The organism is Chitinophaga sp. CF418 (genome assembly GCF_900142925.1).
In the GTDB taxonomy this organism is placed as follows: Bacteria; Bacteroidota; Bacteroidia; order Chitinophagales; family Chitinophagaceae; genus Chitinophaga.
Map to the genome: position 1 here is coordinate 146,790 of NZ_FRCN01000015.1, position 24,232 is coordinate 171,021.

The window sequence follows — 24,232 nt, forward strand, 5'->3', positions numbered from 1 at the left end:
GGCCTCGGTAAAGCGGGTACGCTTATTTATAATCCTGTATTCTGATGTGGTGCTGACACATGAAGTATTCCTGCTCATCATTGGAACTAACAATGATAAGACGGTCGCCGCTATAATCGGTAATAAGTTGCTGATAGAGCTGAATACCCGAGGTATCCAGGTTAGTACAGGGTTCATCCAGCAGCAGCACGGGAACATCAGAGAAAATGGTCAATGCCAGTTTCAGTCGCTGTTTCATACCGGATGAAAAATAGCGGATCTGTTTGTTCATGGATTTCTCCAGGCCCACCAGGGCTACAGCATCTGCAGGAGTAATAGTAGGAATGAATTGTTTGAACTGTAGGTGGAACTGCAGGCTTTCTGCCAGTGTAAATTCTTCTACCAGTTCGAGGTAAGGAGCAGCAATGGCACAATGCCGGAAAAACTGATCAGGACTGAGCAGTTCTTCCGGTGTGCTATAAGTAACGGAACCTTCATTGTGATGCAGGTGTCCGCTGATAACCTGTAAAAGAGTAGATTTTCCCGAGCCATTGGGACCCAGTATGGCATACCTTCCGCCTGCTTCAAAAGTGGCGGATACACGACGGAAGATCCAGTCGTAATTAAATCGTTTGCCTGTCTGGTGCAGCGTTATTTTCATTCGTCGCTGGCTAGTGACGTATAACCTTTCATAATACCCCTGCCGGATTCACGGATGAAGGAAAGTATCTCATCCCTTTCATCAGTGGCAGGATATTCCGCTTCAATGATACTAATGGCTTTTGACAGCTTGTATCCTTTCACGAATATGATGCGGTAGATATCCAGTACGTGATTGATCTTTTCAAGAGAGAAACCTCTTCTTTTAAGACCGATAGAATTCACGCCTACGTATGACAATGGCTCACGCGCTGCCTTTACGTAAGGTGGTACATCCTTTCTCACGAGGGAACCACCCGTAACAAAGGCATGTGCGCCTATTTTACAGAACTGCTGAACGGCTACCATGCCCGCCAGTACGACGTGGTCGCCCACAGTGATATGGCCAGCCAGGGTAGTGTTGTTGGAAAATACACAGTTATTGCCCACTTCACAATCGTGTGCAATATGACTGTATGCCATGATCAGGCAGTTTTTGCCGATAACGGTTTTCCATTTATCCTTGGTTCCTCTGTTTATGGTTACGTACTCTCTGATCGTGGTGTTGTCTCCTATTTCAGTTGTGGTTTCTTCGCCTGCAAATTTGAGATCTTGCGGAATGGCGGAAATTACAGCCCCGGGGAAGATACGGCAGTTCTTACCGATCCTGGCGCCTTCCATAATGGTGACATTGGAGCCGATCCAGGTGCCGTCTCCGATTTCAACATTCTTATGAATGACAGTGAAAGGATCGATCTTTACGTTTGGCGCAACTTTGGCGTCCGGGTGAATGTAAGTTAGCGGATGGATCATTGCTATTGTTTAGCTTTCTCTTGTTTTAATGATTTGAGCGGTCAGGTCCCCTTCAGTTACTACCTTGTTACCTACAAATACGGTTCCTCTCATTTCTACTATGCCTCTTCTGATGGGACTCAGCAATTCCATCTTCAGGATCATGGTGTCTCCTGGAAATACTTTCTGCTTGAACTTACAGTTGTCGATCTTGATAAAATAGGTATCGTAATTCTGAGGATCGGGAACGGTGTTGAGTGCAAGAATACCTCCGCACTGTGCCAGTGCTTCTACCTGCAATACGCCCGGCATTACGGGATTATTCGGGAAGTGGCCCTGGAAGAAGTGCTCGTTGAAGGTAACGTTTTTGATACCTACTACCTGTGAATCAGTAAGATCGATGATCTTGTCTACCAGCAGCATCGGATAACGATGCGGCAACGTTCTTTCAATACGTGGCAGATCAAAGATAGCTGGCTTATTAGGATCGTATACAGGCACATCCTTGATGTGCTTGTTCTTCTTGATATACTGTTTGATCTTACGGGCAAACTCCACGTTGGAAGCATGTCCCGGACGGTTTGCAATGATATGCGCCTTAATAGGAACGCCTACCAGCGCCAGGTCACCTATGATGTCCAGCAGCTTGTGGCGCGCCGGTTCATTCGGGAAGTGAAGCTGTATGTTATTGAGGATGCCTTCTCTCTGTGCTACGCTGATGTTCTCACGGTTGAACACTTTGGCGAGACCGCCCAGTTGCTCTTCGCTTACAGCTTTGTCAACGATCACGATAGCGTTGTTGATATCACCGCCTTTGATCAGGTTGTTGGAGATCAGGTATTCCAGTTCATGCAGGAACACGAAAGTACGGCAGGGCGCTACTTCCTCTTTGAAGTCCTGCAGGCTGTTCAGATTAGCATGTTGCGTTCCTAAAACAGGAGAATTGAAATCGATCAGGCAGGTAATACGATAATCCACTGCAGGCAGCGCTACCATTTCTACGTTCTTGTTATCGTCGTAGTAATTGATATTGGTGTCAATGGAATACCAAACCTTTTTAGCATCCTGTTCGGCAATACCGGCTTCCTCTATCTTCTGGATAAAGGGATAGGAACTACCATCCATAATAGGAATTTCAGGACCATCGATCTCGATGTGTACGTTATCGACCCCTGTTCCTACCAGGGCAGCCATAATATGCTCGATCGTACTTACGCGGGCGCCGTTGTGTTCGAGGGTCGTGCTGCGTGCAGTATCCACGACATAATCGACATCGGCTTTAACTACAGGTTGTTCAGGCAGATCTACACGCTGAAATTTAATACCGTAACCGGGAGTGGCCGGCTTCAGGGTCATGTTTACATGCGCTCCTGTGTGTAAACCAACACCCGATATTGTAACAGGGGCTTTTATCGTATGTTGGTTAGACGACTGTTGACTATCCATATTTTATTATAACTGTTTATCCTACTTTGTTCTTCAAACACCTTCCCGCACGGAAAGCAGTTGTTTTACCATATCTTCCAATTCCTTCACGCGTTTTTCAAGGTCCGGCAAATTTCTAAAAATTGCCTGACTTTTCAGCGAACTTTTGTAATCAAAGGCAGGGGATCCCATCAGTGCTGTATTGGGTTCCGCTATCGATTTAGACAAACCGCTCTGCGCATTGATTTTGGTGCCGTCTGCCAGCTGGATGTGTCCCACCAGGCCTACCTGTCCGCCTATCACACAGTTTTTGCCGATTTTGGTACTGCCGGATATACCGGTCTGTGCCGCAATTACAGAATTGGTATCCACATCCACATTGTGCGCTATCTGGATCAGATTATCCAGTTTTACGCCCTGACGGATAACGGTGGAACCCATTGTAGCGCGGTCTATTGTGGTATTAGCCCCTATTTCCACATCATCGTGAATGATCACGTTGCCGATCTGCGGCACTTTCTTATAGGTTCCATCAGGCTGCGGTGCAAAGCCAAAACCATCGCCACCGATCACACAACCCGCATGCAGGATAACCCTGCTGCCCAGTATACAGTTGTCATATACCTTTACTCCAGGGAAGATGACAGTATCATCTTTTACAGTAACATTGTCACCAAGGTATACGCCGGGATATATTTTAACATTGTTTCCAAGCACCACATTCTCACCCAGGTAGGCAAAAGCGCCGATAAAGACGTTCTGGCCGGTTTTAACTGATGCAGGCACATAAGACGGTTGCTGAATACCGGTCTTGTTACCTACCATCTGTTTATATTTTTCCAGAAGAAGGGCAAAGCTGCTATAAGCATCTTTTACCCTGATCAGGGTTGACTTAACAGGTTTTTCCGTTACAAGGCTCTCATTCACTATCAGTATCGAAGCATTGGTAGTATAAATGAACTCTTCGTATTTAGGATTGGCAATGAAACTGAGCATCCCTTCACCGGCCTCTTCAATCTTGGCGATGTTGCTCACTTTTACGTCCGGGTTGCCTTCCAGCTTACCATCCAGCATGGTAGCCAATTGTAATGCGCTAAACTGCATAGTTATTAATTAATAATGTTACCCGACCAGACCAGCTATCAACTTATACCTATTCCACAACTCGTATTTCCGGAATTTGTAATTGATAATTAGCCATTCATCAGATTTTTGGATGACAAATGTAGAATTTTTTTACGGGTATAGCCAGCGTATGACTAACCAATGCATTGTCAATGGAGGAAATGTCTTTTACAGTTCCATCCTTAAAGAGAATATTGATCTTCTCATTATTCACATTGTAAGCATTGAGACTTGCTGTACCTGTAAAAACGAAATAGTCCAGGTCCTTACCGCTAATGCCATACTCCTGCTGTACTTTCTGCCTCATGAGGTGAATACTTTCCGCGTCAAAGGCTTCATTGCTCAGGATACATTTGAATAAATTCCTGTTGATGAGCCAGTTACAAAGCAGCGATAATATTTTATCCGGGTGTTGAGCCCAGACCTTGATAGCCCCCATGATATCATAATCATCTAACAGGCAGAACTGTTGCAGGCATGCTGGTTCCTGTTCAAAGTTGGCAGCTGTGATAGTATGATAGAGAAAATACTCCAAAGCAGGCGAGGCGTACAGCGATACGCCCTGTAAAGCCAGTTCTTTCGCCCTGCGCAGTATTTTTACCAGCATATTCTCCGCGCTCAGCACCGTTTTATGCAGGTATACCTGCCAGTACATCAGGCGGCGCGCTACGATGAACTTTTCTATCGAATAGATCCCTTTCTCTTCCACCATGAGCTCATCACGGTGTACTGTCAGCATTTTTATTATTCTGTCGTATCCAATTACTCCTTCAGAAACGCCTGTATAAAAACTATCCCGGTTCAGATAATCCATCCTGTCTACGTCTAACTGGCTGGAAACCAACTGGTGCAGAAAGGTTTTGTGATAACGGCCGTTAAAGATCTCTATCGTCAGCGTTAGTGCCCCGTCCATTTCCCTGTTCAACTCTTCCATCAGCCACTGGCTGATCTTTTCGTGTGATACCCCCTCAATAATGCCATTCTCCAGGGCATGTGAATAAGGTCCGTGACCTATATCATGCAAAAGTATGGCCATCTTTGTAGCAACCTCTTCCTCTGCAGTGATCTGCACCCCCTTGGCTTTAAGTTCCATTAAGGCAAAACACATCAGATGATAAGCGCCCATGCTATGATGAAAACGGGTATGCATTGCGCCCGGATATACCAGGTGTGCCAGGGCCATCTGGTGGATCCTGCGCAGACGCTGATAATATGGATGGGAAATTAATGTAAAGATCAACGGATGGTCAATCGTAATGAAGCCATATACCGGATCGTTCACAATTTTACGCTTGCGTTCTGCCATTTACCGTTCTCCTTTAGCTAGACAAAGCTACGTTAAGGAATTATTATCTGTAACTTTTTCTAATGTATAGACGCGGGAGGAAAGGAATCCCCCTATCTTCCACACTATTTTCCCTATTTTTATGATCGAAATTATTAATATTTAATCACTGATGATAGAACATATTGTTTTTTAACAATTTATTGTGCCCGGATGAGCTACCGGGAACGGTTTTTGACAACATAGAATCGTAACTTGAGTAGGATAGTTGTCACTGCCAACTAAAATTTGCTTTATCATAAACACCTTACTTGAATGAGTCAAATAAATATACTTTGGGTAGATGATGAAATAGAATCACTGAAATCACAGATCATGTTCCTGGAAACCAAGGGATATAAAGTGTCAGCCCTCACTAATGGGTATGACGCCCTTGAATTCCTGCGTGAGCAGGTGGTGGATGTTGTGCTGCTGGATGAATCTATGCCGGGTATAACTGGTCTGGAAACCCTGGGAAAGATCAAAGAGATCGATCAGCAGATCCCTGTGGTGATGATCACCAAGAATGAAGCAGAAAATGTGATGGACGACGCTATCGGCTCCCAGATCACCGACTACCTGATTAAACCGGTGAACCCTAACCAGGTACTCCTTTCCCTGAAAAAGATCATTGACAATAAACGCCTGGTGGCCGAAAAGACCACCATTGCCTACCAGCAGGAATTCCGTACACTGTTCATGGCCCTGAACTCCAATCCGGATTATAACGAGTGGATGGATATCTACAAGAAACTGGTATACTGGGAAATGGAAATGGGCAAAACCAACAGCCCTGAAATGCTGGAAGTACTGAACTCCCAGAAAGCGGAAGCCAATACCGAGTTCGCCAAATTTATCAGCCGGAACTACGCCAGCTGGGTAAGCCCAAAATCAAAAGAAGCGCCGGTAATGTCTCATACCCTGTTCCGGGACAAGATTGTACCTGCCCTTGACAATGACGTACCTAATTTTATCATTATAATAGATAACCTCCGCTGGGACCAGTGGAAGGCGATACTGCCCATTTTCCTGGAGTCTTTTCGCCTGGTACAGGAAGATACCTTTTATAGCATCCTGCCTACATCGACCCAGTACAGCCGCAACGCTATTTTCTCCGGTATGCTGCCGATAGATATCGAACAGCGCTTTCCGGAAGAATGGAAAAATGATGATGAGGAAGGAGGGAAGAACCTGCATGAAGAAACTTTCTTTGCCGACCAGCTCCGCCGTCTGAAGCTGGATACCCGCTTCTCTTATACCAAGGTGACCACCCATAACGATGGACAGCACCTGGTCAACAATATCCATAACCTGATGTCATACCCGATTAATGTGATCGTGTATAATTTCGTGGATATGCTCAGTCATGCCCGTACAGAAATGGAAGTACTGAAAGAACTGGCCGCCGATGAAATGTCTTATCGCTCTATTACCGCCAGCTGGTTTGAGCACTCGCCCTTACATCAGGCGCTCCGTAAACTGGCAGACAAAAAGATCAACCTGGTTGTGGCCACCGACCATGGCAACGTAAGAGTGAAAACACCGGTAAAAGTGATAGGGGATAAGCAAACCACTACCAACCTCCGGTATAAGCATGGCCGTAATCTGAACTACGATGCAAAGGAGGTGCTGGCCTTCCGTGATCCGAAGGAGGCTGGTCTGCCCAGGCCGAATGTGAATTCCTCCTACATTTTCGCCAAAGAAGATGGCTACCTCTGCTATCCCAATAACTATAATTACTTCGTTAATTTCTACCGGAATACTTTCCAGCACGGCGGTATTTCACTGGAAGAAGTGATTGTGCCGGTAGCAAGACTGGTGAGTAAATAGGGACTCCGGGCTTTTTCCTTATTTTTGTCGAATGAACTTTAAAGTCACACCCAATAACCTGACCCGCCTCGAAAAGATCTTTGGAGAGGCCAAGTATGAGTTGCGTTTCGAAAAAGGAACGTTCAACTCCGGCTATTGTGTACTTGAGCACAAGAAGGTGGTTGTTATCAATAAATTCCTGAACCTGGAAGGGCGTATCAATACCTTACTCGATATCCTTTCCACGATGGTGCTGGATGAAACCATGCTGACTCCTGAGTCGCTGAAGCTGTACAGACAGATCGTCGACAACAGAAACGCGGCAGATGCGGCAGCAGCAGCCGACAACAACCATGAGACACCATTACCACCTTCACCAGAACAACCTTCAGAGAATTGAAAGTCACCTTTTTAGGAACAGGCACTTCGCAGGGCGTACCCGTTATAGCTTGTAGTTGTCGGGTCTGTACTTCGTCAGATCCGAGAGATAAACGCCTGCGCAGCAGTATCCTGATATCTGATACGCCTGCGGGTAACATTGTTATCGATACGACACCGGATTTCCGTTATCAGATGCTCAGGGTAGGATTAAAACACCTGGAAGCAGTGCTGATCACCCATTCCCATAAAGATCATATTGCAGGCATGGACGATATCCGCGCCTTTAATTATTTCCAGCAGCGGGCTATTGATATCTATGCTACGGAATTTACACAGCAGGTCATCCGTAATGAATTCTCCTATGCCTTTACCGAACAGAAATACCCTGGCATTCCCGAACTGAACCTGCGCACCATTGGTACAGCGCCTTTTAATGTGAACGGACTGGATATCACTCCCATCAATGTGATGCATCATCGCATGCCGGTGATGGGTTTCCGCTTCAACGATTTTACCTACATCACAGACGCCAATTTCATAGCGGAAGAGGAAAAGCAGAAGATCAAAGGTTCTAAAGTACTTGTACTCAATACGCTGAGAAAAGAAAAACATATTTCCCATTTTACGCTGGATGAAGCAATAGCCATTGGCCGTGAACTCGAGATCCCGCAGGTCTATTTTACCCATATCAGTCATCAGCTGGGGCAACACGAAGAGATTTCTGCAGAATTGCCTGCAGGTATGGCCCTGGCCTATGATGGACTGGAAGTGACACTGTAACTTTCCCTGGGAGGTGACCGTTTTACAGGAAACCCCTTTTATGCGATCTACATCTGTATTGTTATCTGCAATATGCCTGTTTGCACTCTTTTGCGGTTGCAGGAAAGATGACCGTCATCCTGTATCACAAAAGGGACTGAGAGGAAAGGTCATATACTCTTCCTGTGCTACCACTGCAGTGCAGGTATTAAATAAAAATATAGGCTCCGGCTGGACTAACTGTCACGATCAGCAAACGTATCAGCATATGATCGATGTGATGATTACAAACCTGGATACATGGCCCATTCAAGGGGAGTTCACTTTTGATATTGTAGAGACGGAACCATATGGCAGATGCGCAATGGCCGATTGCGGGCCTTCACAATCCTTTACGATTGCTATCATAAAAGACTGATCAAATATTCTTTGTCATGAAACCTGTCCCTGTATTACTGTGCACAATATACATGTTCATACTTTCCGCTGGCTGCCGGAAAAATGAAGAAAGCGGAAGACCGATCCTGCAAAAAGGATTGAGAGGAAAGATCCTGTATTCTTCCTGCGCTACGACGGCTGTCCAGGTGCTTAACAAGGATATCGGTACGGAGTGGACAAGCTGTCAGGACAAGAAGATATATGAACATGTAATTGATGCCAATATTGTGAACAGGAACAGCTTAGCGGCAGGAGTGGAGTTCAGTTTCAACATTGTTGAGGATGAGCCGGAATTCAGATGTGATATGCTGGATTGTAATCCTCCTACATTTGCCACGATCGTGATTACAGGTGACTAGTCATTTTAATACCCGTACTATGCACCCGAGGTCTGTTCTACTATTTATTTTATGCCTGTGTATGTATGTCTCCAGCTGCCGGAAAAAGGCATAAGACATATGCCGTATGCCTTATGCCACCGGGCTGAAAGGGATCGTTATCTATACATCCTGTGCAACAACGGTTATCAGGATCACTAATCGGGAGATGGGTGTGCCCCTGTACCAATTGTCATAATCAGCAGCGTTATGAACATGTATTTGATGCACACCTGGCAGGTACTGACCAGGTATTGAATACAGGAGACATCGTTGACTGTGGTGCCTGATGAACCTGTTGCCAGGTGTAACATAATGGAATGTATCCCTTCAGTGACGGCAACTATCGGACTTCGATGAGATTAACTTCTCATTAACCCTTTTTCTTTGTTTATGCTATAACTTGCCGGGCTTTAAACGTTAACCCATGAAGCAGGCGTTGTGGAAAGCGTACAACAGCTTTTCCCGGAAGGAAAGACAAGGTATTTTATTCCTGTTGATACTGATAGGCATCTGTCTGGTTACGCCCGCCTTATGGGAGCGTTACGTTCCCCTCCCGGCTGAAATGTATACGACTGATAGTGCGCTGTCCGCCGAAGTAGCAGCCTTCCGTAAGGCGCTGTTGAGTAGTACGAAGGTTTTCCCGGGGGATGCTGACAGCAGTATACACTTCCGCCGGTTCACCTTTGATCCGAATACAATTGACGCTGCAGCATGGGAGGCCCTGGGACTGGAAAAAAGGGTGATCAGTAATATACAGCGCTACCTGACCAAAGGTGGAAGATTCCGCCGGAAGGAAGATCTGCAAAGGATCTATGGACTATCTCCCCGGCTTTATGATGAATTGATGCCCTATGTACGGATCGCCGGACAGCAGTATAAGCCGGATACATTCCGGCGTTACGCCGGGTACAGGCCCTACAGGCGGGATACGTTGTATGGGGTGTATGGAAGGAATGCCCGGTATACGCAGGAGGAAAGCATCGGCAGAAAAGGATATAACAATAGATTACCTTTACTCGACATTAATACGGCGGATTCTACACTATGGGAATCTCTGCCCGGAATAGGACCTGTGCTGGCAGCCCGCATTGTAAAATTCAGGGAGAAGCTGGGAGGCTTTTACTCTATCAGCCAGGTAGGAGAAACCTACGGATTGGCAGATAGCACATTTAATAAAATTCAAGCTTCCCTGCGATTGCATAAGGTTTCACTAAAAAAAATAGACCTCAACCACATGGATGAAAAATCTTTGGCGCAACATCCATACATACGATACAAACTGGCGCGGTTAATAGTACTGTATCGCAGTAACCACGGGCCTTTCAGGCAGCCAGAGGACCTTCTTGGAATACCATTGGTAGATGATAGTATTTATCGTAAAATTGAACATTACATCAAAACAGAAAATTCCCCATTATGAACTTTGAGCCTACAGAAACGCAACGACAGATTACACAAGTGATACGCGACTTTGGAAAAATTCACATACAGCCTTATGTACTGGAATGGGATGAAAATCAAACCTTTCCGGCGCCTTTGTTTAAACAGCTGGGCGAACTTGGACTAATGGGGGTACTGGTTCCTGAACAATATGGCGGCAGCGGATTGGGCTACCTGGAATATGTGACTGTTATCAGCGAGATCGCTAAGATCTGTGGCGCCATCGGATTGAGTGTGGCCGCCCATAACTCATTGTGTACCGGCCATATCTTACAATTCGGATCAGAAGAGCAGAAACAACGCTATCTCCCCAAACTGGCCAGCGCCGAATGGATAGGCGCCTGGGGCCTGACGGAGCCCAATACCGGTTCTGATGCCATGAACATGAAATGTGTAGCGCATAAAGACGGCGACGAGTGGGTCATAAATGGCACCAAATGCTGGATCACCCATGGCAAAAGCGGAGATGTGGCAGTAGTGATAGCCCGTACCGGCAACGTTCGCGATAGCCATGGTATGAGCGCCTTTGTGGTAGAACGTGGTACGCCCGGTTTCAGCGGTGGCAAGAAGGAAAATAAATTGGGTATGCGCGCATCCGAAACAGCTGAAATGATCTTTGACAATTGCCGTATACCAGCTGCTAATATGCTGGGAAATGAAGGTGAAGGTTTTATACAGTCCATGAAGGTGCTGGACGGTGGGCGTATCTCCATTGCGGCCCTATCCCTGGGTATTGCCAAAGGCGCCTATGAAGCGGCGCTGAAGTATGCGCAGGAACGTCATCAGTTTGATAAACCAATCGCCAGTTTCCAGGGTATTTCGTTCAAGCTGGCCGATATGGCCACGGAGATCATGGCGGCAGAATTACTGACCATGCAGGCCGCTGATACTAAGACCAGGGGTGGCGTAGTAACACAACAGGCGGCGATGGCCAAGTACTACGCATCTGAAGTAGCCGTGAAGACTGCCAATGAAGCTGTACAGATCTTCGGAGGATACGGCTATACGAAAGATTTTCCTGTAGAGAAATTTTACCGTGATTCGAAATTGTGCACAATAGGAGAGGGTACCTCTGAAATTCAGAAACTGGTCATCGCCCGTGAGGCGCTGAAATAAGTGATCAGATGCCCATCATCGTTAAAGCATTTCGTTGTTTACAGCATATTGTCAGCCCGTGGGAATTTACTCACGGGCTTTCTTTTTGCCATTTATTTTAATCAATAGACCTATCAATTTTTGCTATCGCTCTCTTCCCCTGAACCCATTTACATTTGTCTCAGTTGCATAAAAAGAGGATTTTCTTATGAATTTCAAAGAGGTTAATTGAGTATCATAGTCTTAAAAGTCCTTTTATTATCTTCAACCAATTAAATAACTATGTCATGAGCTTTGAAGAACAATTACACCACATGTTCCCCACAGCAGACGCTATCCCGGCTGAATACCAGTTGCCGGCAGAAGTACACCAGCGGGAATATTTGTCAGGTGGCGAAATGAAACCATGGAATGGCGATGTGCATACGGTATTATCACCTATCTGTATACAGACACCGAAAGGATTGGAGCGAAAAGTGATCGGTTCTTATCCTTTATGTGGTGAGGCAGAAGCAATGGCTGCCCTGGATGCGGCAGTACTGGCTTACAATGACGGCCGTGGGGAATGGCCGACAATGACGGTATCTGAACGTATTGCCTGTATGGAAAAGTTTACCGGCAAGATGATCGGTAAGAAAGCGGAGATCGTAAAACTGATCATGTGGGAGATCGGTAAATCATACACAGATTCCATCAAGGAATTTGACCGTACAGTAGAATACATCAATACCACCATTGATGCATTAAAAGACCTGGACCGGAACTCCAGCCGTTTCGAGATACAGCAGGGTATTATCGGCCAGATCAGGCGTTCTCCTTTAGGCGTAGTGCTCTGTATGGGACCATTCAACTATCCGCTGAACGAGACCTTCACTACATTGATCCCGGCGCTGATCATGGGGAATACAATGTTGTTCAAACCTCCGAAGCATGGTACTTTATTACACTACCCGCTGCTGGAAGCATTTGCCAGCTGTTTCCCGAAAGGAGTGGTAAATACGATCTACGGTCGTGGTAATGTGATTATCGGCCCACTGATGGAGTCCGGCAAGATCAATGTGCTGACATTAATAGGCAGCAGCAAAGTAGCTAACCAGTTGAAAAAGATGCATCCGAAGGTGAACCGCCTGAGGGCTATCCTGGGTCTGGACGCCAAGAATGCCGCTATTATCACAGATAAGGCTGATCTTGACCTTGCAGTACAGGAAACGGTACTTGGCTCACTATCTTTCAACGGACAGCGTTGTACGGCTTTAAAGATCGTTTTTGTGCATAGTAAAGTGGCCGATGTATTCCTGCAGAAACTGAGCGCTGCCATCAGCCAGCTGAAAATGGGTATGCCATGGGAGAAAGGCGTGTTCCTGACACCATTGCCCGAGCCTCAGAAACCGGCTTACTTAAAGGAATGTATTGACGACGCTATCGCCAACGGTGCAAAAGTGATCAATGAAAACGGGGGATCTATCTTCGAATCTTTCGTATATCCGGCTGTTTTATACCCGGTGAATAACAAGATGAAGGTATACAGAGAGGAACAATTTGGACCGCTGGTACCGGTATTGCCGTTTGACGATATTGAAACACCGATCGAGTACCTGATAGCATCTGATCACGGACAGCAGGTAAGCCTGTTTTCCAATGATGCAGGCGAGCTGGCATCCCTGATAGATCCGCTGGTAAACCAGGTAAGCCGTGTAAATATCAACTGTCAGTGTCAGCGTGGCCCGGATGTATATCCATTCACCGGTAGAAAGGATTCTGCAGAAGGAACGCTGAGCGTACCTGATGCATTGCGTGCATTCTCTATTCGCTCAATGGTGGCTACAAAACAAACTGAACAGAATAAAAATCTGTTGAATGAGATCGTAAATGATCAGACTTCAAACTTTTTGTCAACAAAATATATCTTTTAGTCAAAATTATATTAGTGACTGAAAAGCGTATTACGGAGTTAAACAAGAACGTTTTAATTATGTGATAAAATATTAATGTAAGATTGCCTTTCGTACTTTTTTACAGAAAAATGAGTATTAGTTGATCCGGGTGATGGAATTGTGGATTAAGAACGTTAAATTTGGGTTAATTCATCACTCTTTACCATTTATCAACCTTCAACAAAGAAAGACAATCGAAACATTTTTACGCAACCCAAGAAGAGCATCCGCTGAATAAGCGGATGTTTTTTTTTGAGAAAGCGAAATGTCACGATCTTCAACTGTTCAATTTGTCCCTGGTATGTTATTTACGACCGGACACCCGTAAAAACTAAAAGGCCGACCTGTCATGGACAGATCGGCCTTTTAGTTTTTGAATATCTTCTAGTGTTCCAGGAAGTCGTTGTCTTTACTCTCTTCCGCTGAGCCCTGGGCGCCTGCTCTTTTTTCTATGTCGGCAAACCATTTTTCAACAGTACCAGACAGAAAACCGGGCACTTTACCCCTCACATATTCTTTGAGTATCTCGAAGGTTTTTAAGGCCTGCTCATTGGAGAGTCCTGCTTTTTCCTGAAGTTCTTTTAAGAGGTCCATATCGTATTGCTTTGAGTTATTTTAAGCTACTTTCAGCTGTACAAGCGTGGATTTATCCAGTCTTTCTTCTGCATAACCTCTTGTCAGTACGAACGTACTTTCATTGGATGAAGGCAGGTTAAACATTGCGTCACTCAGTACCACTTCACAGATGGAGCGGAGGCCACGGGCGCCAAGTTTGTATTCCATTGCTTTTTCCACGATATAATCCAGTGCATCGTCTTCGATCACCAGTTCAATACCTTCTACCTTGAACAGTTTCTTGTATTGTTTTACGAGGGCGTTCTTAGGTTCTGTCAGGATCGCTTTCAGTGCATCGGAGTCGAGAGAGTTCAGGTAGGTAACCACCGGCAAACGTCCCAGTAATTCAGGGATCAATCCGAAGGCTTTCAGGTCCTGTGAATTTACATAGCGCAGGATGTGTTTTTTGTTTTCCTCTTCCTTGTCAGTATTCACGTTAAAACCGATAGAATGGGTCTGTACCCTGCGGCTGATGATCTTATCCACACCGTCGAACGCACCACCGCAGATAAACAGGATATTCTGTGTATTTACCTTGATAAGTTTCTGCTCAGGATGTTTACGGCCACCTTGCGGGGGAACCAGTGCTTCTGTACCTTCCAGGAGTTTCAGGAGACCCTGTTGCACGCCTTCACCGCTTACGTCGCGGGTGATGGAAGGATTATCGCTCTTACGGGCAATTTTATCTATCTCATCAATATATACGATACCTCTTTCAGCAGCTTCCACGTCGTAGTTACAAACCTGCAACAGGCGGGTGAGGATGCTTTCCACGTCTTCACCTACATAACCGGCTTCTGTAAATACGGTAGCGTCTACGATGGTAAAAGGTACATTCAGCAGGCGGGCGATGGATTTAGCCAGCAGGGTCTTACCTGTACCGGTTTCGCCAACCATAATGATGTTTGATTTCTCGATCTCCACATCGTCATCGCCAACCTGTTGGTTCAGGCGTTTATAGTGGTTATAAACGGCTACTGCCAGTATTTTCTTTGCATCATCCTGACCAATCACATATTCGTCCAGGAACTTCTTTATTTCAACAGGTTTCGCCACTTTGGGAACAAAGTGGGACGGGGCTTTTTTGCCCTGCTGCTGAAACAGTTCCTGTTCTATGATCTCTTGCGCGTTTGCCACGCAGTTCTCACAGATATGACCTTCTGCACCGGCAATCAGTATTTGCACTTCATCTTTTGAACGGTTGCAAAATGAGCAACGGATTTTAGACTCTTTCATAGCTTACAAAGGTACATTAAATGGGGGAAAGGGGGAACTTCATGAAATGAAAAAGGGTGCAAAAAAGACATTTCGCACCCTTTTTCAATTTACTTTTTCCGTAATCTGTTATTGCGGATTGTTTTCCTGCTGTTTTCTTGGATTCTTGCTGAGTACGTCATCGATGATGCCGTATTCTTTTGCTTCATCCGCTGTCATCCAGTAGTCACGGTCAGAGTCTTTCTCAACTTTCTTCACTGGCTGGCCGCAATGGGTAGCGATGATTTCGTTCAGCTCTTTTTTCAGCTTAACGAACTCACGTGCAGTGATTTCGATATCGGAAGTCTGGCCTTCTGCACCACCATGAGGCTGGTGAATCATAACCCTGGCGTGTTTTAGTGCAGTACGCTTACCTTTTGAACCTGCTACCAGCAGTACAGCGCCGAAAGAAGCGGCCATACCGGTACAGATAGTAGCTACATCAGGAGCGATGATCTGCATGGTGTCATATATACCAAGACCTGCATAAACGCTACCACCGGGGCTGTTAATATACATCTGTATATCACGGGTACGGTCGGTAGATTCCAGGAACAGCAACTGAGCGGTGATAATGTTGGCTACGTAGTCATTTACAGGGTCTCCCATGAAAATGATACGATCCATCATCAAACGTGAGAACACATCCATTATCGCCATGTTCATCGGGCGTTCCTCGATGATGTTTGGCGTTAAGGCATTAATCTGATGACGGGTATAGCTATCTACTACCAGGCTGCTGATCCCTCTATGCTGGATGGCATATTTCCTGAATTCGTTATTAATGTTCATGATGGTGATGTTTATTAGGTAATTTAGCAAATTCTTCGGCTGTTACTTCCTCTTCCTTCACATTTACCTTATTTTCTGCCCAATCAAACAATTTCTGGGTCACCATCTCGCGGTAGGTCTGGTCCACGAATTTTTCATCCTGCAGCAGGCGCTCCAGGTAGCTATCCAGCCAGTCTGCACCATCGGTAGCGGCAGCGCCACCGAAATAGCCCAGTACTTTCTGTTTGGCTGCTTCTTTCACTTCGTCGAAAGAAACGTCCAGCTGATTTTCGCGGATCAGTTTATCGCTGATTAATGTCCAGCGTAACTGATGATCAAAACCTGGATATTCTTTGTCAGCTTCTTCAGCGGTTTTGGGTTTTTCACCGCCGGTTTGCAGCCAACGTTTCAGAAAATCCTTAGGCAGCTCTATCGGCGTTTCGTGAACCAGCACTTCGAACAGGTCGTTGTGCAGGCGGTTGCGGCTTTCGGCATCCCAGGATTTTTCTATTTCTGATTGCAGTTTTTCGCGGAAGGCTGCTTCAGTAGCTATTTCTTCAGCAGGGAATACTTCTTTGAAGAACTCTTCGTTCAGTTCTCTTTTTTCTATTAATTCTACCTTGGTAATAGTCAGCTTGTAATATTTGGCAGCTATATCCTCGTGGAGGCCCAGTATGTCATGCTGGAACCAGGTCAGCTTGTCTGCGTCAATGGCTGCAGAAGCCTGTACCACGATGCTGTCGTCTTTTTTCTTACCCTGCAGCTGGGACTGGGTAGCAGCGGAGAAGTTTTTCACCAGGAAAGAGATTTCTTTCTGGAGACCACCTTCTACAGCAGTGCCCTGAGCATCTGTTTCAACAACATTCAGGCCGAGAACGTTATCAGCGCTGCTAACGGACTCAACTTCAGTTGATTTACCACCTCTTAACTGCAGACGCTCGATCTCTTCGTTCAGCATTTCAGGGGTAGCTTTGATCTTGTAGCGGGTCAGGGTAGTTTTACCTGATTCCAGCGGAGTAACCTCGAACGCAGGTTTCAGACCGATTTCAAAATCAAAATTGTATTCAGATGGACTATTGTGGTCGAAAGTTTTAGCTTCTTTATCCAGGGAGAGCGGCTGGGCAAATATTTCTACTTTTTCAGTCTGGAGATATCCCATCAGCTCTTTTTCAACTGTTTTCAGTATTTCATCTGCAAAAATGGCCTGACCGTGCATTTTCTTCACCATGCCAGCAGGCACCATGCCTTTACGGAATCCAGGTATATTAGCGGTTTTGCTGAGTTGCTTTACTGCTTTGTCAAAATTGGGAAGGTAATCTTCCTGGCTCACTTTCACAGTGATCTTATCATTCAATAAACCGATGTTTTCTCTGATAACGGTTGCCATAATTGTTTAAATGTTCTTGTATGAAGCAATAATAATTCCTTGTTTGTATTTTCTGCCATGAAGTCACAAAGGCACGAAGGAATGGCAGCTATGTGGGAGTTACTAGGTGACTTAGCGCCTTAATGGCAATTATTTGAAGCCGGGCACCGGGTTGCCGGACATAAAAAAAACGCTTAATGCTGAGGCAGAGTCTGCGTTAAGCGGTCGGCATCGGGCATTAAGCGTCAAAAAAGTGCGGGTGATAGGACTCGAACCTACATGCCGTGAAGCACCAGATCCTAAGTCTGGCGTGTCTACCAATTTCACCACACCCGCATTTAGTATTTATAAGAACTTTATTTCCCAACATGCATATGTTGGAAAAAGGATTGCGAAGGTACTGTTTTTTATTAATTAAAAAAATCGTACCGACCAGTTTTTTTAGCTGTTACTCAAACCCTTAACTGCCGGCCTTAACAGGCCTGCCAACCGTTCAGAGAAGGCCTTAGTATACCTGTTGTCCCGGTCCATCGTCGGGTCCAGGATGGTAATGTTCATGCCTTTAAAGTACTGGGAGGCAAGTAACGGCTGCAGGGTTTCCTCCCATTCCAGGTAAGACAGGCCCCCGGGTTGCGGGCTGTCAACACAGGGCATCACATCATTATCCAGCACGTCCACATCCAGGTGAATCCAGAAGCCATCCAGCCCAGCATGACCAATCATTGTCAGGAACCGGGAAGTGATGGCGTGTGCACCCTGCTCCCGGATGGCTGGCAGGTCGTAATAATGAATACGACTGTCAGTGATCAGTTGCACGTAGCCGGCATCCAGCTCCCGGTTGCCATATGCATAAATATGTTCTTCCTTTATATATGGGCTTAATTGCCGGATGTTTGTTAGTTTCGGATGTCCCTTGCCCGATATAATGGCCAGGGCCATTCCCGCTGCTCCGGCTGTGCCGGAATGCTCAGGCCACATATAGTCGTGGTGGCCGTCCATGGCAAACAGTCCGTAGTGCTTTCCTGTGCTCCTCAATCCTAAAGCATTGCCAATTAGTATACTACAGTCTCCACCTATCACAATGGGGATGATATCCTTTTCTACGGCTTCTCTTACTCTCGCCGCCAGTTTATCACTATAAGCAGCTATTGCCTCCGCATTACGCACGCCGCTTTCCTCGTCTATGTCCATGCTATAAGGGAGTGTAGGTACACAAATGACATGGGAAATGCCGGTTTCCAGGGCCAGTTCTGTTTTACGCAGGGCCTCCGGCAGTAGTCTGACACCTGGTTCCACACCTGGGCGTAATTCCTTCAAACCGAGGTTGGATGGGGCCTCAATGATCATGAAATGGCGCATGCGTGATTGTTTTTGGATCCGTTTGGGGCAAATAATTGGTTGCAAACCGAAGATAAGGGCTTTCTGCTAAAACAAGGACGCAGTCCATAGAAATTTCCGAAGGCTGCGAAAAGTGGAAAAATTACCTCCGGCCGGAATCCCCGCCAGGAGTGCAAAACGTCATTTGCGTACAACGTAGACTGTGTATGGCTTTGACTTGATTCCTATATCTCCATATCGCCATACCGTCATCTGGATATCACTTCACCGACATATGTATATCCCTTCGATATAGAAATGAGCCTGAAGTGATATGGAAATGCCGGTGAAGTGATATAGACAAAGCAAGATTCAGCCAATACCAGAGCGAACCCTGGTTGGCAAACGCTGCTGTTATTTTAGGCTTTTTGAACGGCGAGCTCCGCGTTACGGGCTACTTTTGCCTTATTTCTGAAGAAGAGAAAGATGTTCACCAGGACTACTCCGCTACAGCCCACACATACTGCAGGCCAATGACCGATATTCCAGAGGAAAAGCCCGAAAGCAGAGCCGGTGGCGCCTCCTATGAAGGTAGAAGTCATAAAGACGGTATTAAAGCGGTTCCTGGCTTCAGGAAGAATAGAGTAGATGATGGTCTGGTTGGTGACCTGGACGGACTGGTGTCCCACATCCAGTATGATAATGCCGGCCAGTAAGAGGAATATGCCACTGCCGGTAAAATAAAATCCTATAAAACTGAGCAACTCGCAGATCAACCCGATAATAATGTTGTTCCGCGGGTCCCTGCCATCGCTGATCTTGCCGATCAGGGGAGCGGCGAGAGCGCCAGCTGCTCCGGCCAGGCCGAAAAGGCCGATCTCGAACGATTTAAACCCGAATGGCGGCACAGACAGGAAAAGCACCATAGTTACCCAGAAGGCGCTTACTACCGAGAACGACAGTGCATTGGTGATAGCTGCCTGCCGTAGTAAAGGCTGTGTCATGGCATAATGTGCTACTGACTTCATGAGATGTCCGTAATGCCCGTTGAATGACGGCTGGCTCTTAGGGAAACGTAACCGCATCAATACCAGCAGGATCAGACATACACCTGCGGCGATATAATACATGGCCCGCCAGCCATATAAAGACCCGATAGCCCCGCTGAGACTACGGGAGGCTAAGATGCCGACCAGTAAACCTGCCATAATAGTACCGATGGTACTGCCCCGTTTGTTGTCGGGTGTCAGATGCGCGGCCAGTGGCAGAATAAGCTGCGGAACAATGGTGGAAATGCCAATGAGCACACTGGCAATCTGTAAGATGACAAAACTAGGAGCACTTGCTGCCAGTAACAATGCCATTACGGTTACTCCGGTACTGACAAGGATCTGTTTCCGCCGTTCCAGGATATCTCCCATGGGAACGATCAACAGTAGCCCAAGTGCATATCCTATCTGGGTAAGATAGGTAACCCTGCCGGCTACGCTTTCATGTAATCCCCATTCTTTTGAAATTAGAACGATTAAAGGCTGGCAATAGTAAATGTTGGCAACAATAAGTCCTGTACAAGCCGCCATAAACGCCGTATCTCCCTTTCCTAAATGTTTCTGCTCCATCCTGTTTCGATCAAATGAGGCCGCAAGTTACAACAATTAGCGGAAGCCTTCGAGTAGCTCCACAGCCCCTTTAGCCAGGAAAGATGCTCCCAGTGGGATGCATTGCTCATTAAAGATCACTTTAGGATGATGGAGATAGTAACCGGGAGACGTTGGGTCCTGTGCGCCCAGCAGGTAAAACATGGAAGGTACTTTGCGGGAATAATAGCAGAAATCCTCACCTGCCAGCAGAGGTATCTTCTCGAGGGCATTCTGCTGGCCGAATACGCCTTTCAGGCTGCGTTGCAGTTTGCCATGCACGTCTCCGTTATTGAGCACACTGGGGATGCTGAAATACAGGTCAAAAATGATGGCTGCCTGATGGATAAGCCCCAGCCCTTCACCAAGCTTTTGCAGGCGGTCTATCACCTCTTCGTAAACGTCCAGGTTCAGCGCCCGGATGGTTCCTTCCAGTACCACTCTGTCGGCTATAACATTGGGTGCAACGCCCCCGTTGATCTTGGTAAAGGAAAGCACTGCCGTTTCCATGGGAGGCGTATGCCGGGATATGATGGTTTGTGCCGCCTGTATCAGCTGGGAGGCGATGACCACCGCATCAATACCCAACTGGGGAGATGCGCCGGCATGCGCCGCTCTGCCCTTCACTTCTATGGTGAAGAACCCCGTACATGCCAGGGCAGGACCGATAGCGTAAGAGATCTGTCCCACGGGCATGGATGGATCTACATGCAAGCCTAAGGCCGCCTGTACGTCGTCCAGGTGCCCCGCTTCCACAAAGCGGCGTGCACCGCTTTTCTTTTCCGGGTCAGTGCTGGGCCCTTCCTCAGAGGGCTGAAAGAGTAGTTTTATCGTTCCCTGGAAGTCAGTTTGTTTTAACAGCGTGGCAGCGCCTATCAGCATGGTTGTATGGAGGTCGTGACCGCAGGCATGCATTTTTCCGCTCACCTTAGAGGCAAAGGGCAGGCCTGTTTCTTCCTGCATTGGCAAGGCATCCATATCTGCACGGATAGCCACACAGGGACCATGCCCGCGTGTCAGGGAGGCAATGACGCCAGTACCCGCGATGTTGGAGATGTAATCTATTCCCAGCAGATCCAGTTCCTGTTTTACCAGGGTGGAAGTATGTTCTTCCTCGTAGCCTAACTCTGGTTGTGCATGAATTTGTCTTCTGATATCAATAAGCCTGTCCGTTAATTGAGCGTCCATCAATCAGCATTTTCCGTCAAGTTAAGCGGTTTTTCCGATATTCTCTGGGAGAACAACGGTAACGCTTACGGAAAACAGCGGTGAAATAATTCGCGCCCCGGTAGCCGGTGCTGTAACTGATCTCTTTGATGCTGAGTGTGGTCTGGGAAAGGAGAGAGGCTGCTTTTTTTAAGCGCAGGTGTTCAATATATCCGCGGGGAGAAACACTAAGCAGTTCTTTGAAAGCCCGTTCAAAAGTGTTGATATGCATACCCGCCTGTTTGCTCAGTTCAGCTATACTTAGTGGCTGATGATAATGGTTCTGGATGTAAATGCATATCTGGCGTAGTTTCTGGGCCTGATCGCCGTTCTGAAGATATTTAGGGGTGAGCGCGCTGAAATACAGTGATAGCAGTTCATTCAACCTTGACTCCAGATAGGGCTTCAGTGCCTGATCTGCTTCGGGCGTCTGGCGCATTTCATGCAGTACTTTCAGGTCCGACACGTCCATCCTGATGGCGGGCAACAGGGCTGCTCTGCGAGCCTGCCGCTGCTGTTGCTGATAGATTTCTTCAAAGGACGGATGATGAGCGATGAATTTCCGGAAGAAGGCAGGAGAAAAAGAAATACAGATCATTTCATAATATCCCGGCCGCAGGTCTGCGATATTCTGGGACTGAGAAGGAAGGTAATAGATACCGAATTCCTTTTCAATCAGCATCAGTTTCCCTTTTCCCTGCAAACGGCAGGAAATATTACCCTGCAGGATGCAGCACATTGCCAGCATGGGTTGTGTAACGGAGGGGCGCAATCTGATCTTTTCCTTTACAAAGCATTGTTGCCAGCTGATAATCCAGTCAGGATCTCTTATTTCCTGTGTGATGTAACTGCCGAAAGGTGCTTCTACATACGTGGTATCTGTTGATTGTGCGAGCCGGTATTGCTGATATCTGTCCGGCAGGCTTGCGGACACCCGGACATGTGGCTGCATTTTTTCGGGTATCCCAAAGTGCAGCGCAGGGGGATATAAGCTGGAGGTCATGTTCAGGCATTTAACCGGTGACTGTAATAATTCTGGTTGTATAAATTCAGGTTACTACCCAAATATATGCCCCGGTACTGCGATGAAACTTCAGATCGATAAGGCTTATTCGTTATCATATTTTCCCGCTGGATTTTTGTTCATGCTGTTTCATACTTTCTGTAGAGCACAACAAGCTCATTCCCCCTTTTGCTGAGTTATTGCAGCGAAGGATGTCATCAGTACAATTAATAGAGGTAAATTTTTTATTACATGCAGCGTGGAATATCTGAAGCGATATGTGGAGCGGGTACATAAGTGCTTGTATTCATAGTAAGGAGCAGGCGCCCTGGCGCGCCTTTTGTGAATTAAGGATATTTATTCACACAACAATACCCCTCGGGGATGTGTTAACTTAATTCAAACTCCAAAATCCACCAGCATTATGACTACACAAGAAATCGCAACCCGCCTTGCGGAGCTCTGCAAAAAAGGAGAATTCGAAACTGCACAGAAAGAATTGTATGCTCAGGATGCAATCAGTATTGAGCCTGAGGAAACGCCTGAATTTGCAAAGGAAACGAAGGGCCTTGACAAGATCTTTGAAAAGGGAAACAAATTTATGTCCATGGTAGAGGATGTTCATGGAATAGATGTCTCTGCACCATTGGTTGCAGGGAATTCATTTGCCCTTGTGCTGACGATGGATATGACTATGAAAGGGCAGGGCAGAATGAAGATGCAGGAACTTTGTGTATACATTACAAAGGAAGGAAAAGTAATTTCAGAACAGTTCTACATGTAGTGGAAATGTAAACACATCCGGTATGTGTGATCAGCCTGGGCAGTGTCGGTAGCTATGGTTACTGTTGATAAAAAGCATAAAAAAGGGCCGCAGATCAGTGCGGCCCCTTTTCGTTGTTACCAGCCCCTCGAATTGGAGCCAGATTCAATACAATGAAGACAATATCGTTCAAATTCTTCCCCGAATTTTTCCTCATATACACTGTAGCCAATAAATCCGATGTCCCCTGCGGGGACATTCATCGTGGCGGCGGCCGGATTTTCATCAATCATGTTATAGTACCGTTCTCCCATGCCCACTATAAAGCATCGTCGGTGGAGGAATCCCTCATCTGAACCGTTGACGCGTTCGTGGATTTCTTCACGGTCTATATGGAAGAGCTTTTCTTCCATGACGTGATTGAACCTGGTGAGCTCCCGTTCATCCATATAAAGGAGCTGTTGCCTGATATAGCTGGCAATGTCATTGGAAACGATCATTCCAAGTTGCCTGATTAAAATGGGATCATTGGTCGTAAGCGCTCTTTCTCTTAAATTATATAAATCTCTATCTGTTGTCCACGCGGTTTCAATGATTTCCCAGAATCTTGTTGCGTTCATAAAAGACAGATTTACGATGTCGTGGAATAAGTGCGCCAGGCATAATCAATGTATTTACGTGCGCACCTTTACTATAACAACGGAGTAATAGCAAAGTTCATCCCATATTTTCCTGGTATAACTCCTATTTTACTATTTTGTCGATGACCAGAATAATAAC

General features: G+C 46.3%; 24 protein-coding genes and 1 tRNA gene. 10 read left to right on the top strand and 15 right to left on the bottom strand.

The annotated features are described in order from the left end of the window. Nucleotides 1–22: 22 nt before the first annotated feature. The 5 genes from F3I09_RS28345 to F3I09_RS28365 form a co-directional block, all read right to left on the bottom strand. A complete protein-coding gene (locus F3I09_RS28345; RefSeq protein WP_149698432.1) occupies nucleotides 23–640 on the bottom strand; it encodes an ATP-binding cassette domain-containing protein in 618 nt (205 codons plus the stop codon). After that, nucleotides 637–1,431, bottom strand: a complete 795-nt coding sequence (lpxA, locus tag F3I09_RS28350) for an acyl-ACP--UDP-N-acetylglucosamine O-acyltransferase (protein WP_149698433.1) — start codon at nucleotides 1,429–1,431, stop codon at nucleotides 637–639. Before lpxA ends, F3I09_RS28345 begins: the two co-directional genes overlap by 4 nt. A 9-nt stretch (nucleotides 1,432–1,440) precedes the next feature. Next, nucleotides 1,441–2,856, bottom strand: coding sequence for a bifunctional UDP-3-O-[3-hydroxymyristoyl] N-acetylglucosamine deacetylase/3-hydroxyacyl-ACP dehydratase (locus F3I09_RS28355; protein ID WP_149698434.1), 1,416 nt, complete (start codon nucleotides 2,854–2,856; stop codon nucleotides 1,441–1,443). 33 nt (nucleotides 2,857–2,889) lie between these two features. Beyond that, a complete protein-coding gene (gene lpxD / locus F3I09_RS28360; protein ID WP_149698435.1) occupies nucleotides 2,890–3,939 on the bottom strand; it encodes a UDP-3-O-(3-hydroxymyristoyl)glucosamine N-acyltransferase in 1,050 nt (349 codons plus the stop codon). Between the two features lie 100 nt (nucleotides 3,940–4,039). Next, nucleotides 4,040–5,266: an HD domain-containing protein gene (locus tag F3I09_RS28365; protein ID WP_149698436.1), complete on the bottom strand. Its 1,227-nt coding sequence runs from the start codon at nucleotides 5,264–5,266 to the stop codon at nucleotides 4,040–4,042. Between the two features lie 294 nt (nucleotides 5,267–5,560). Between F3I09_RS28365 and F3I09_RS28370 the strand changes: the two genes are divergently transcribed. From F3I09_RS28370 to F3I09_RS28405, 9 genes are all read left to right on the top strand, one after another. Then, on the top strand, nucleotides 5,561–7,114 hold the full coding sequence (locus tag F3I09_RS28370; protein WP_149698437.1) for a response regulator: 1,554 nt from the start codon (nucleotides 5,561–5,563) through the stop codon (nucleotides 7,112–7,114). Between the two features lie 31 nt (nucleotides 7,115–7,145). Beyond that, nucleotides 7,146–7,493, top strand: coding sequence for a hypothetical protein (locus F3I09_RS28375; protein WP_149698438.1), 348 nt, complete (start codon nucleotides 7,146–7,148; stop codon nucleotides 7,491–7,493). Continuing rightward, complete coding sequence (locus F3I09_RS28380; protein ID WP_149698439.1) at nucleotides 7,490–8,254, top strand: MBL fold metallo-hydrolase; 765 nt, start codon at nucleotides 7,490–7,492, stop codon at nucleotides 8,252–8,254. Before F3I09_RS28375 ends, F3I09_RS28380 begins: the two co-directional genes overlap by 4 nt. Nucleotides 8,255–8,294: 40 nt before the next feature. Further along, nucleotides 8,295–8,651 (top strand): hypothetical protein, encoded by a 357-nt coding sequence (locus F3I09_RS28385; RefSeq protein WP_149698440.1) that lies wholly within the window; start codon nucleotides 8,295–8,297, stop codon nucleotides 8,649–8,651. Nucleotides 8,652–8,667: 16 nt separating this feature from the next. Then, entirely contained in the window at nucleotides 8,668–9,030 is a 363-nt protein-coding gene (locus tag F3I09_RS28390) for a hypothetical protein (RefSeq protein WP_149698441.1), read from the top strand. Between the two features lie 152 nt (nucleotides 9,031–9,182). Continuing rightward, a complete protein-coding gene (locus F3I09_RS34225; RefSeq protein WP_188133987.1) occupies nucleotides 9,183–9,338 on the top strand; it encodes a hypothetical protein in 156 nt (51 codons plus the stop codon). A 137-nt stretch (nucleotides 9,339–9,475) separates the two neighbouring features. Next, complete coding sequence (locus tag F3I09_RS28395; RefSeq protein WP_149698442.1) at nucleotides 9,476–10,471, top strand: helix-hairpin-helix domain-containing protein; 996 nt, start codon at nucleotides 9,476–9,478, stop codon at nucleotides 10,469–10,471. Continuing rightward, nucleotides 10,468–11,607, top strand: a complete 1,140-nt coding sequence (locus F3I09_RS28400) for an acyl-CoA dehydrogenase family protein (RefSeq protein ID WP_149698443.1) — start codon at nucleotides 10,468–10,470, stop codon at nucleotides 11,605–11,607. Before F3I09_RS28395 ends, F3I09_RS28400 begins: the two co-directional genes overlap by 4 nt. A gap of 266 nt (nucleotides 11,608–11,873) precedes the next feature. Next, on the top strand, nucleotides 11,874–13,499 hold the full coding sequence (locus F3I09_RS28405; protein WP_149698444.1) for an NADP-dependent glyceraldehyde-3-phosphate dehydrogenase: 1,626 nt from the start codon (nucleotides 11,874–11,876) through the stop codon (nucleotides 13,497–13,499). Between the two features lie 405 nt (nucleotides 13,500–13,904). Here F3I09_RS28405 and F3I09_RS28410 read toward each other — a convergent pair whose 3' ends face one another. The 9 genes from F3I09_RS28410 to F3I09_RS28450 form a co-directional block, all read right to left on the bottom strand. After that, nucleotides 13,905–14,114: a hypothetical protein gene (locus F3I09_RS28410; protein WP_149698445.1), complete on the bottom strand. Its 210-nt coding sequence runs from the start codon at nucleotides 14,112–14,114 to the stop codon at nucleotides 13,905–13,907. A 21-nt stretch (nucleotides 14,115–14,135) separates the two neighbouring features. Next, nucleotides 14,136–15,371, bottom strand: coding sequence for an ATP-dependent Clp protease ATP-binding subunit ClpX (clpX, locus tag F3I09_RS28415; protein WP_149698446.1), 1,236 nt, complete (start codon nucleotides 15,369–15,371; stop codon nucleotides 14,136–14,138). Between the two features lie 108 nt (nucleotides 15,372–15,479). Beyond that, the gene (gene clpP / locus F3I09_RS28420) at nucleotides 15,480–16,181 is read right to left on the bottom strand and encodes an ATP-dependent Clp endopeptidase proteolytic subunit ClpP (protein ID WP_149698447.1); all 702 of its coding nucleotides are present in this window, start codon (nucleotides 16,179–16,181) and stop codon (nucleotides 15,480–15,482) included. Next, nucleotides 16,171–17,547, bottom strand: a complete 1,377-nt coding sequence (locus F3I09_RS28425; protein ID WP_149698448.1) for a trigger factor — start codon at nucleotides 17,545–17,547, stop codon at nucleotides 16,171–16,173. The genes clpP and F3I09_RS28425 overlap by 11 nt, the downstream gene beginning before the upstream one ends. Nucleotides 17,548–17,780: 233 nt before the next feature. Further along, a tRNA-Leu gene (locus tag F3I09_RS28430) sits at nucleotides 17,781–17,862 on the bottom strand. Between the two features lie 105 nt (nucleotides 17,863–17,967). After that, nucleotides 17,968–18,885, bottom strand: a complete 918-nt coding sequence (locus F3I09_RS28435; RefSeq protein WP_149698449.1) for an arginase family protein — start codon at nucleotides 18,883–18,885, stop codon at nucleotides 17,968–17,970. 377 nt (nucleotides 18,886–19,262) lie between these two features. Then, nucleotides 19,263–20,462 carry an MFS transporter gene (locus F3I09_RS28440; protein WP_223233419.1) on the bottom strand — a complete coding sequence of 400 codons (1,200 nt, stop codon included), beginning with the start codon at nucleotides 20,460–20,462 and terminating at the stop codon, nucleotides 19,263–19,265. A gap of 36 nt (nucleotides 20,463–20,498) precedes the next feature. Then, a complete protein-coding gene (locus F3I09_RS28445; RefSeq protein WP_149698450.1) occupies nucleotides 20,499–21,668 on the bottom strand; it encodes a M20 family metallopeptidase in 1,170 nt (389 codons plus the stop codon). Nucleotides 21,669–21,684: 16 nt separating this feature from the next. Then, nucleotides 21,685–22,689, bottom strand: coding sequence for a helix-turn-helix domain-containing protein (locus tag F3I09_RS28450; RefSeq protein ID WP_149698451.1), 1,005 nt, complete (start codon nucleotides 22,687–22,689; stop codon nucleotides 21,685–21,687). Between the two features lie 424 nt (nucleotides 22,690–23,113). Between F3I09_RS28450 and F3I09_RS28455 the strand changes: the two genes are divergently transcribed. After that, nucleotides 23,114–23,473, top strand: a complete 360-nt coding sequence (locus F3I09_RS28455; protein WP_149698452.1) for a SnoaL-like domain-containing protein — start codon at nucleotides 23,114–23,116, stop codon at nucleotides 23,471–23,473. 116 nt (nucleotides 23,474–23,589) lie between these two features. On the opposite strand, the gene F3I09_RS28460 is transcribed toward F3I09_RS28455, so the two are convergent. After that, on the bottom strand, nucleotides 23,590–24,072 hold the full coding sequence (locus tag F3I09_RS28460) for a hypothetical protein (RefSeq protein WP_149698453.1): 483 nt from the start codon (nucleotides 24,070–24,072) through the stop codon (nucleotides 23,590–23,592). Nucleotides 24,073–24,232 lie beyond the last annotated feature (160 nt).

Bases quoted from the DNA above. Each gene is read 5' to 3' on its own strand.
- lpxA (WP_149698433.1), bottom strand. From the start codon at position 1,431: ATGATCCATCCGCTAACTTACATTCACCCGGACGCCAAAGTTGCGCCA.
- F3I09_RS28375 (WP_149698438.1), top strand. From the start codon at position 7,146: ATGAACTTTAAAGTCACACCCAATAACCTGACCCGCCTCGAAAAGATC.
- F3I09_RS28435 (WP_149698449.1), bottom strand. From the start codon at position 18,885: ATGCGCCATTTCATGATCATTGAGGCCCCATCCAACCTCGGTTTGAAG.
- F3I09_RS28395 (WP_149698442.1), top strand. From the start codon at position 9,476: ATGAAGCAGGCGTTGTGGAAAGCGTACAACAGCTTTTCCCGGAAGGAA.
- F3I09_RS28400 (WP_149698443.1), top strand. From the start codon at position 10,468: ATGAACTTTGAGCCTACAGAAACGCAACGACAGATTACACAAGTGATA.
- clpX (WP_149698446.1), bottom strand. From the start codon at position 15,371: ATGAAAGAGTCTAAAATCCGTTGCTCATTTTGCAACCGTTCAAAAGAT.
- F3I09_RS28385 (WP_149698440.1), top strand. From the start codon at position 8,295: ATGCGATCTACATCTGTATTGTTATCTGCAATATGCCTGTTTGCACTC.
- F3I09_RS28370 (WP_149698437.1), top strand. From the start codon at position 5,561: ATGAGTCAAATAAATATACTTTGGGTAGATGATGAAATAGAATCACTG.
- F3I09_RS28425 (WP_149698448.1), bottom strand. From the start codon at position 17,547: ATGGCAACCGTTATCAGAGAAAACATCGGTTTATTGAATGATAAGATC.
- F3I09_RS28440 (WP_223233419.1), bottom strand. From the start codon at position 20,462: ATGGAGCAGAAACATTTAGGAAAGGGAGATACGGCGTTTATGGCGGCT.
- F3I09_RS28365 (WP_149698436.1), bottom strand. From the start codon at position 5,266: ATGGCAGAACGCAAGCGTAAAATTGTGAACGATCCGGTATATGGCTTC.
- F3I09_RS28355 (WP_149698434.1), bottom strand. From the start codon at position 2,856: ATGGATAGTCAACAGTCGTCTAACCAACATACGATAAAAGCCCCTGTT.
- F3I09_RS28450 (WP_149698451.1), bottom strand. From the start codon at position 22,689: ATGACCTCCAGCTTATATCCCCCTGCGCTGCACTTTGGGATACCCGAA.
- F3I09_RS28345 (WP_149698432.1), bottom strand. From the start codon at position 640: ATGAAAATAACGCTGCACCAGACAGGCAAACGATTTAATTACGACTGG.
- clpP (WP_149698447.1), bottom strand. From the start codon at position 16,181: ATGAACATTAATAACGAATTCAGGAAATATGCCATCCAGCATAGAGGG.
- F3I09_RS28455 (WP_149698452.1), top strand. From the start codon at position 23,114: ATGACTACACAAGAAATCGCAACCCGCCTTGCGGAGCTCTGCAAAAAA.
- F3I09_RS28390 (WP_149698441.1), top strand. From the start codon at position 8,668: ATGAAACCTGTCCCTGTATTACTGTGCACAATATACATGTTCATACTT.
- F3I09_RS28405 (WP_149698444.1), top strand. From the start codon at position 11,874: ATGAGCTTTGAAGAACAATTACACCACATGTTCCCCACAGCAGACGCT.
- F3I09_RS28460 (WP_149698453.1), bottom strand. From the start codon at position 24,072: ATGAACGCAACAAGATTCTGGGAAATCATTGAAACCGCGTGGACAACA.
- F3I09_RS28410 (WP_149698445.1), bottom strand. From the start codon at position 14,114: ATGGACCTCTTAAAAGAACTTCAGGAAAAAGCAGGACTCTCCAATGAG.
- F3I09_RS28445 (WP_149698450.1), bottom strand. From the start codon at position 21,668: ATGGACGCTCAATTAACGGACAGGCTTATTGATATCAGAAGACAAATT.
- lpxD (WP_149698435.1), bottom strand. From the start codon at position 3,939: ATGCAGTTTAGCGCATTACAATTGGCTACCATGCTGGATGGTAAGCTG.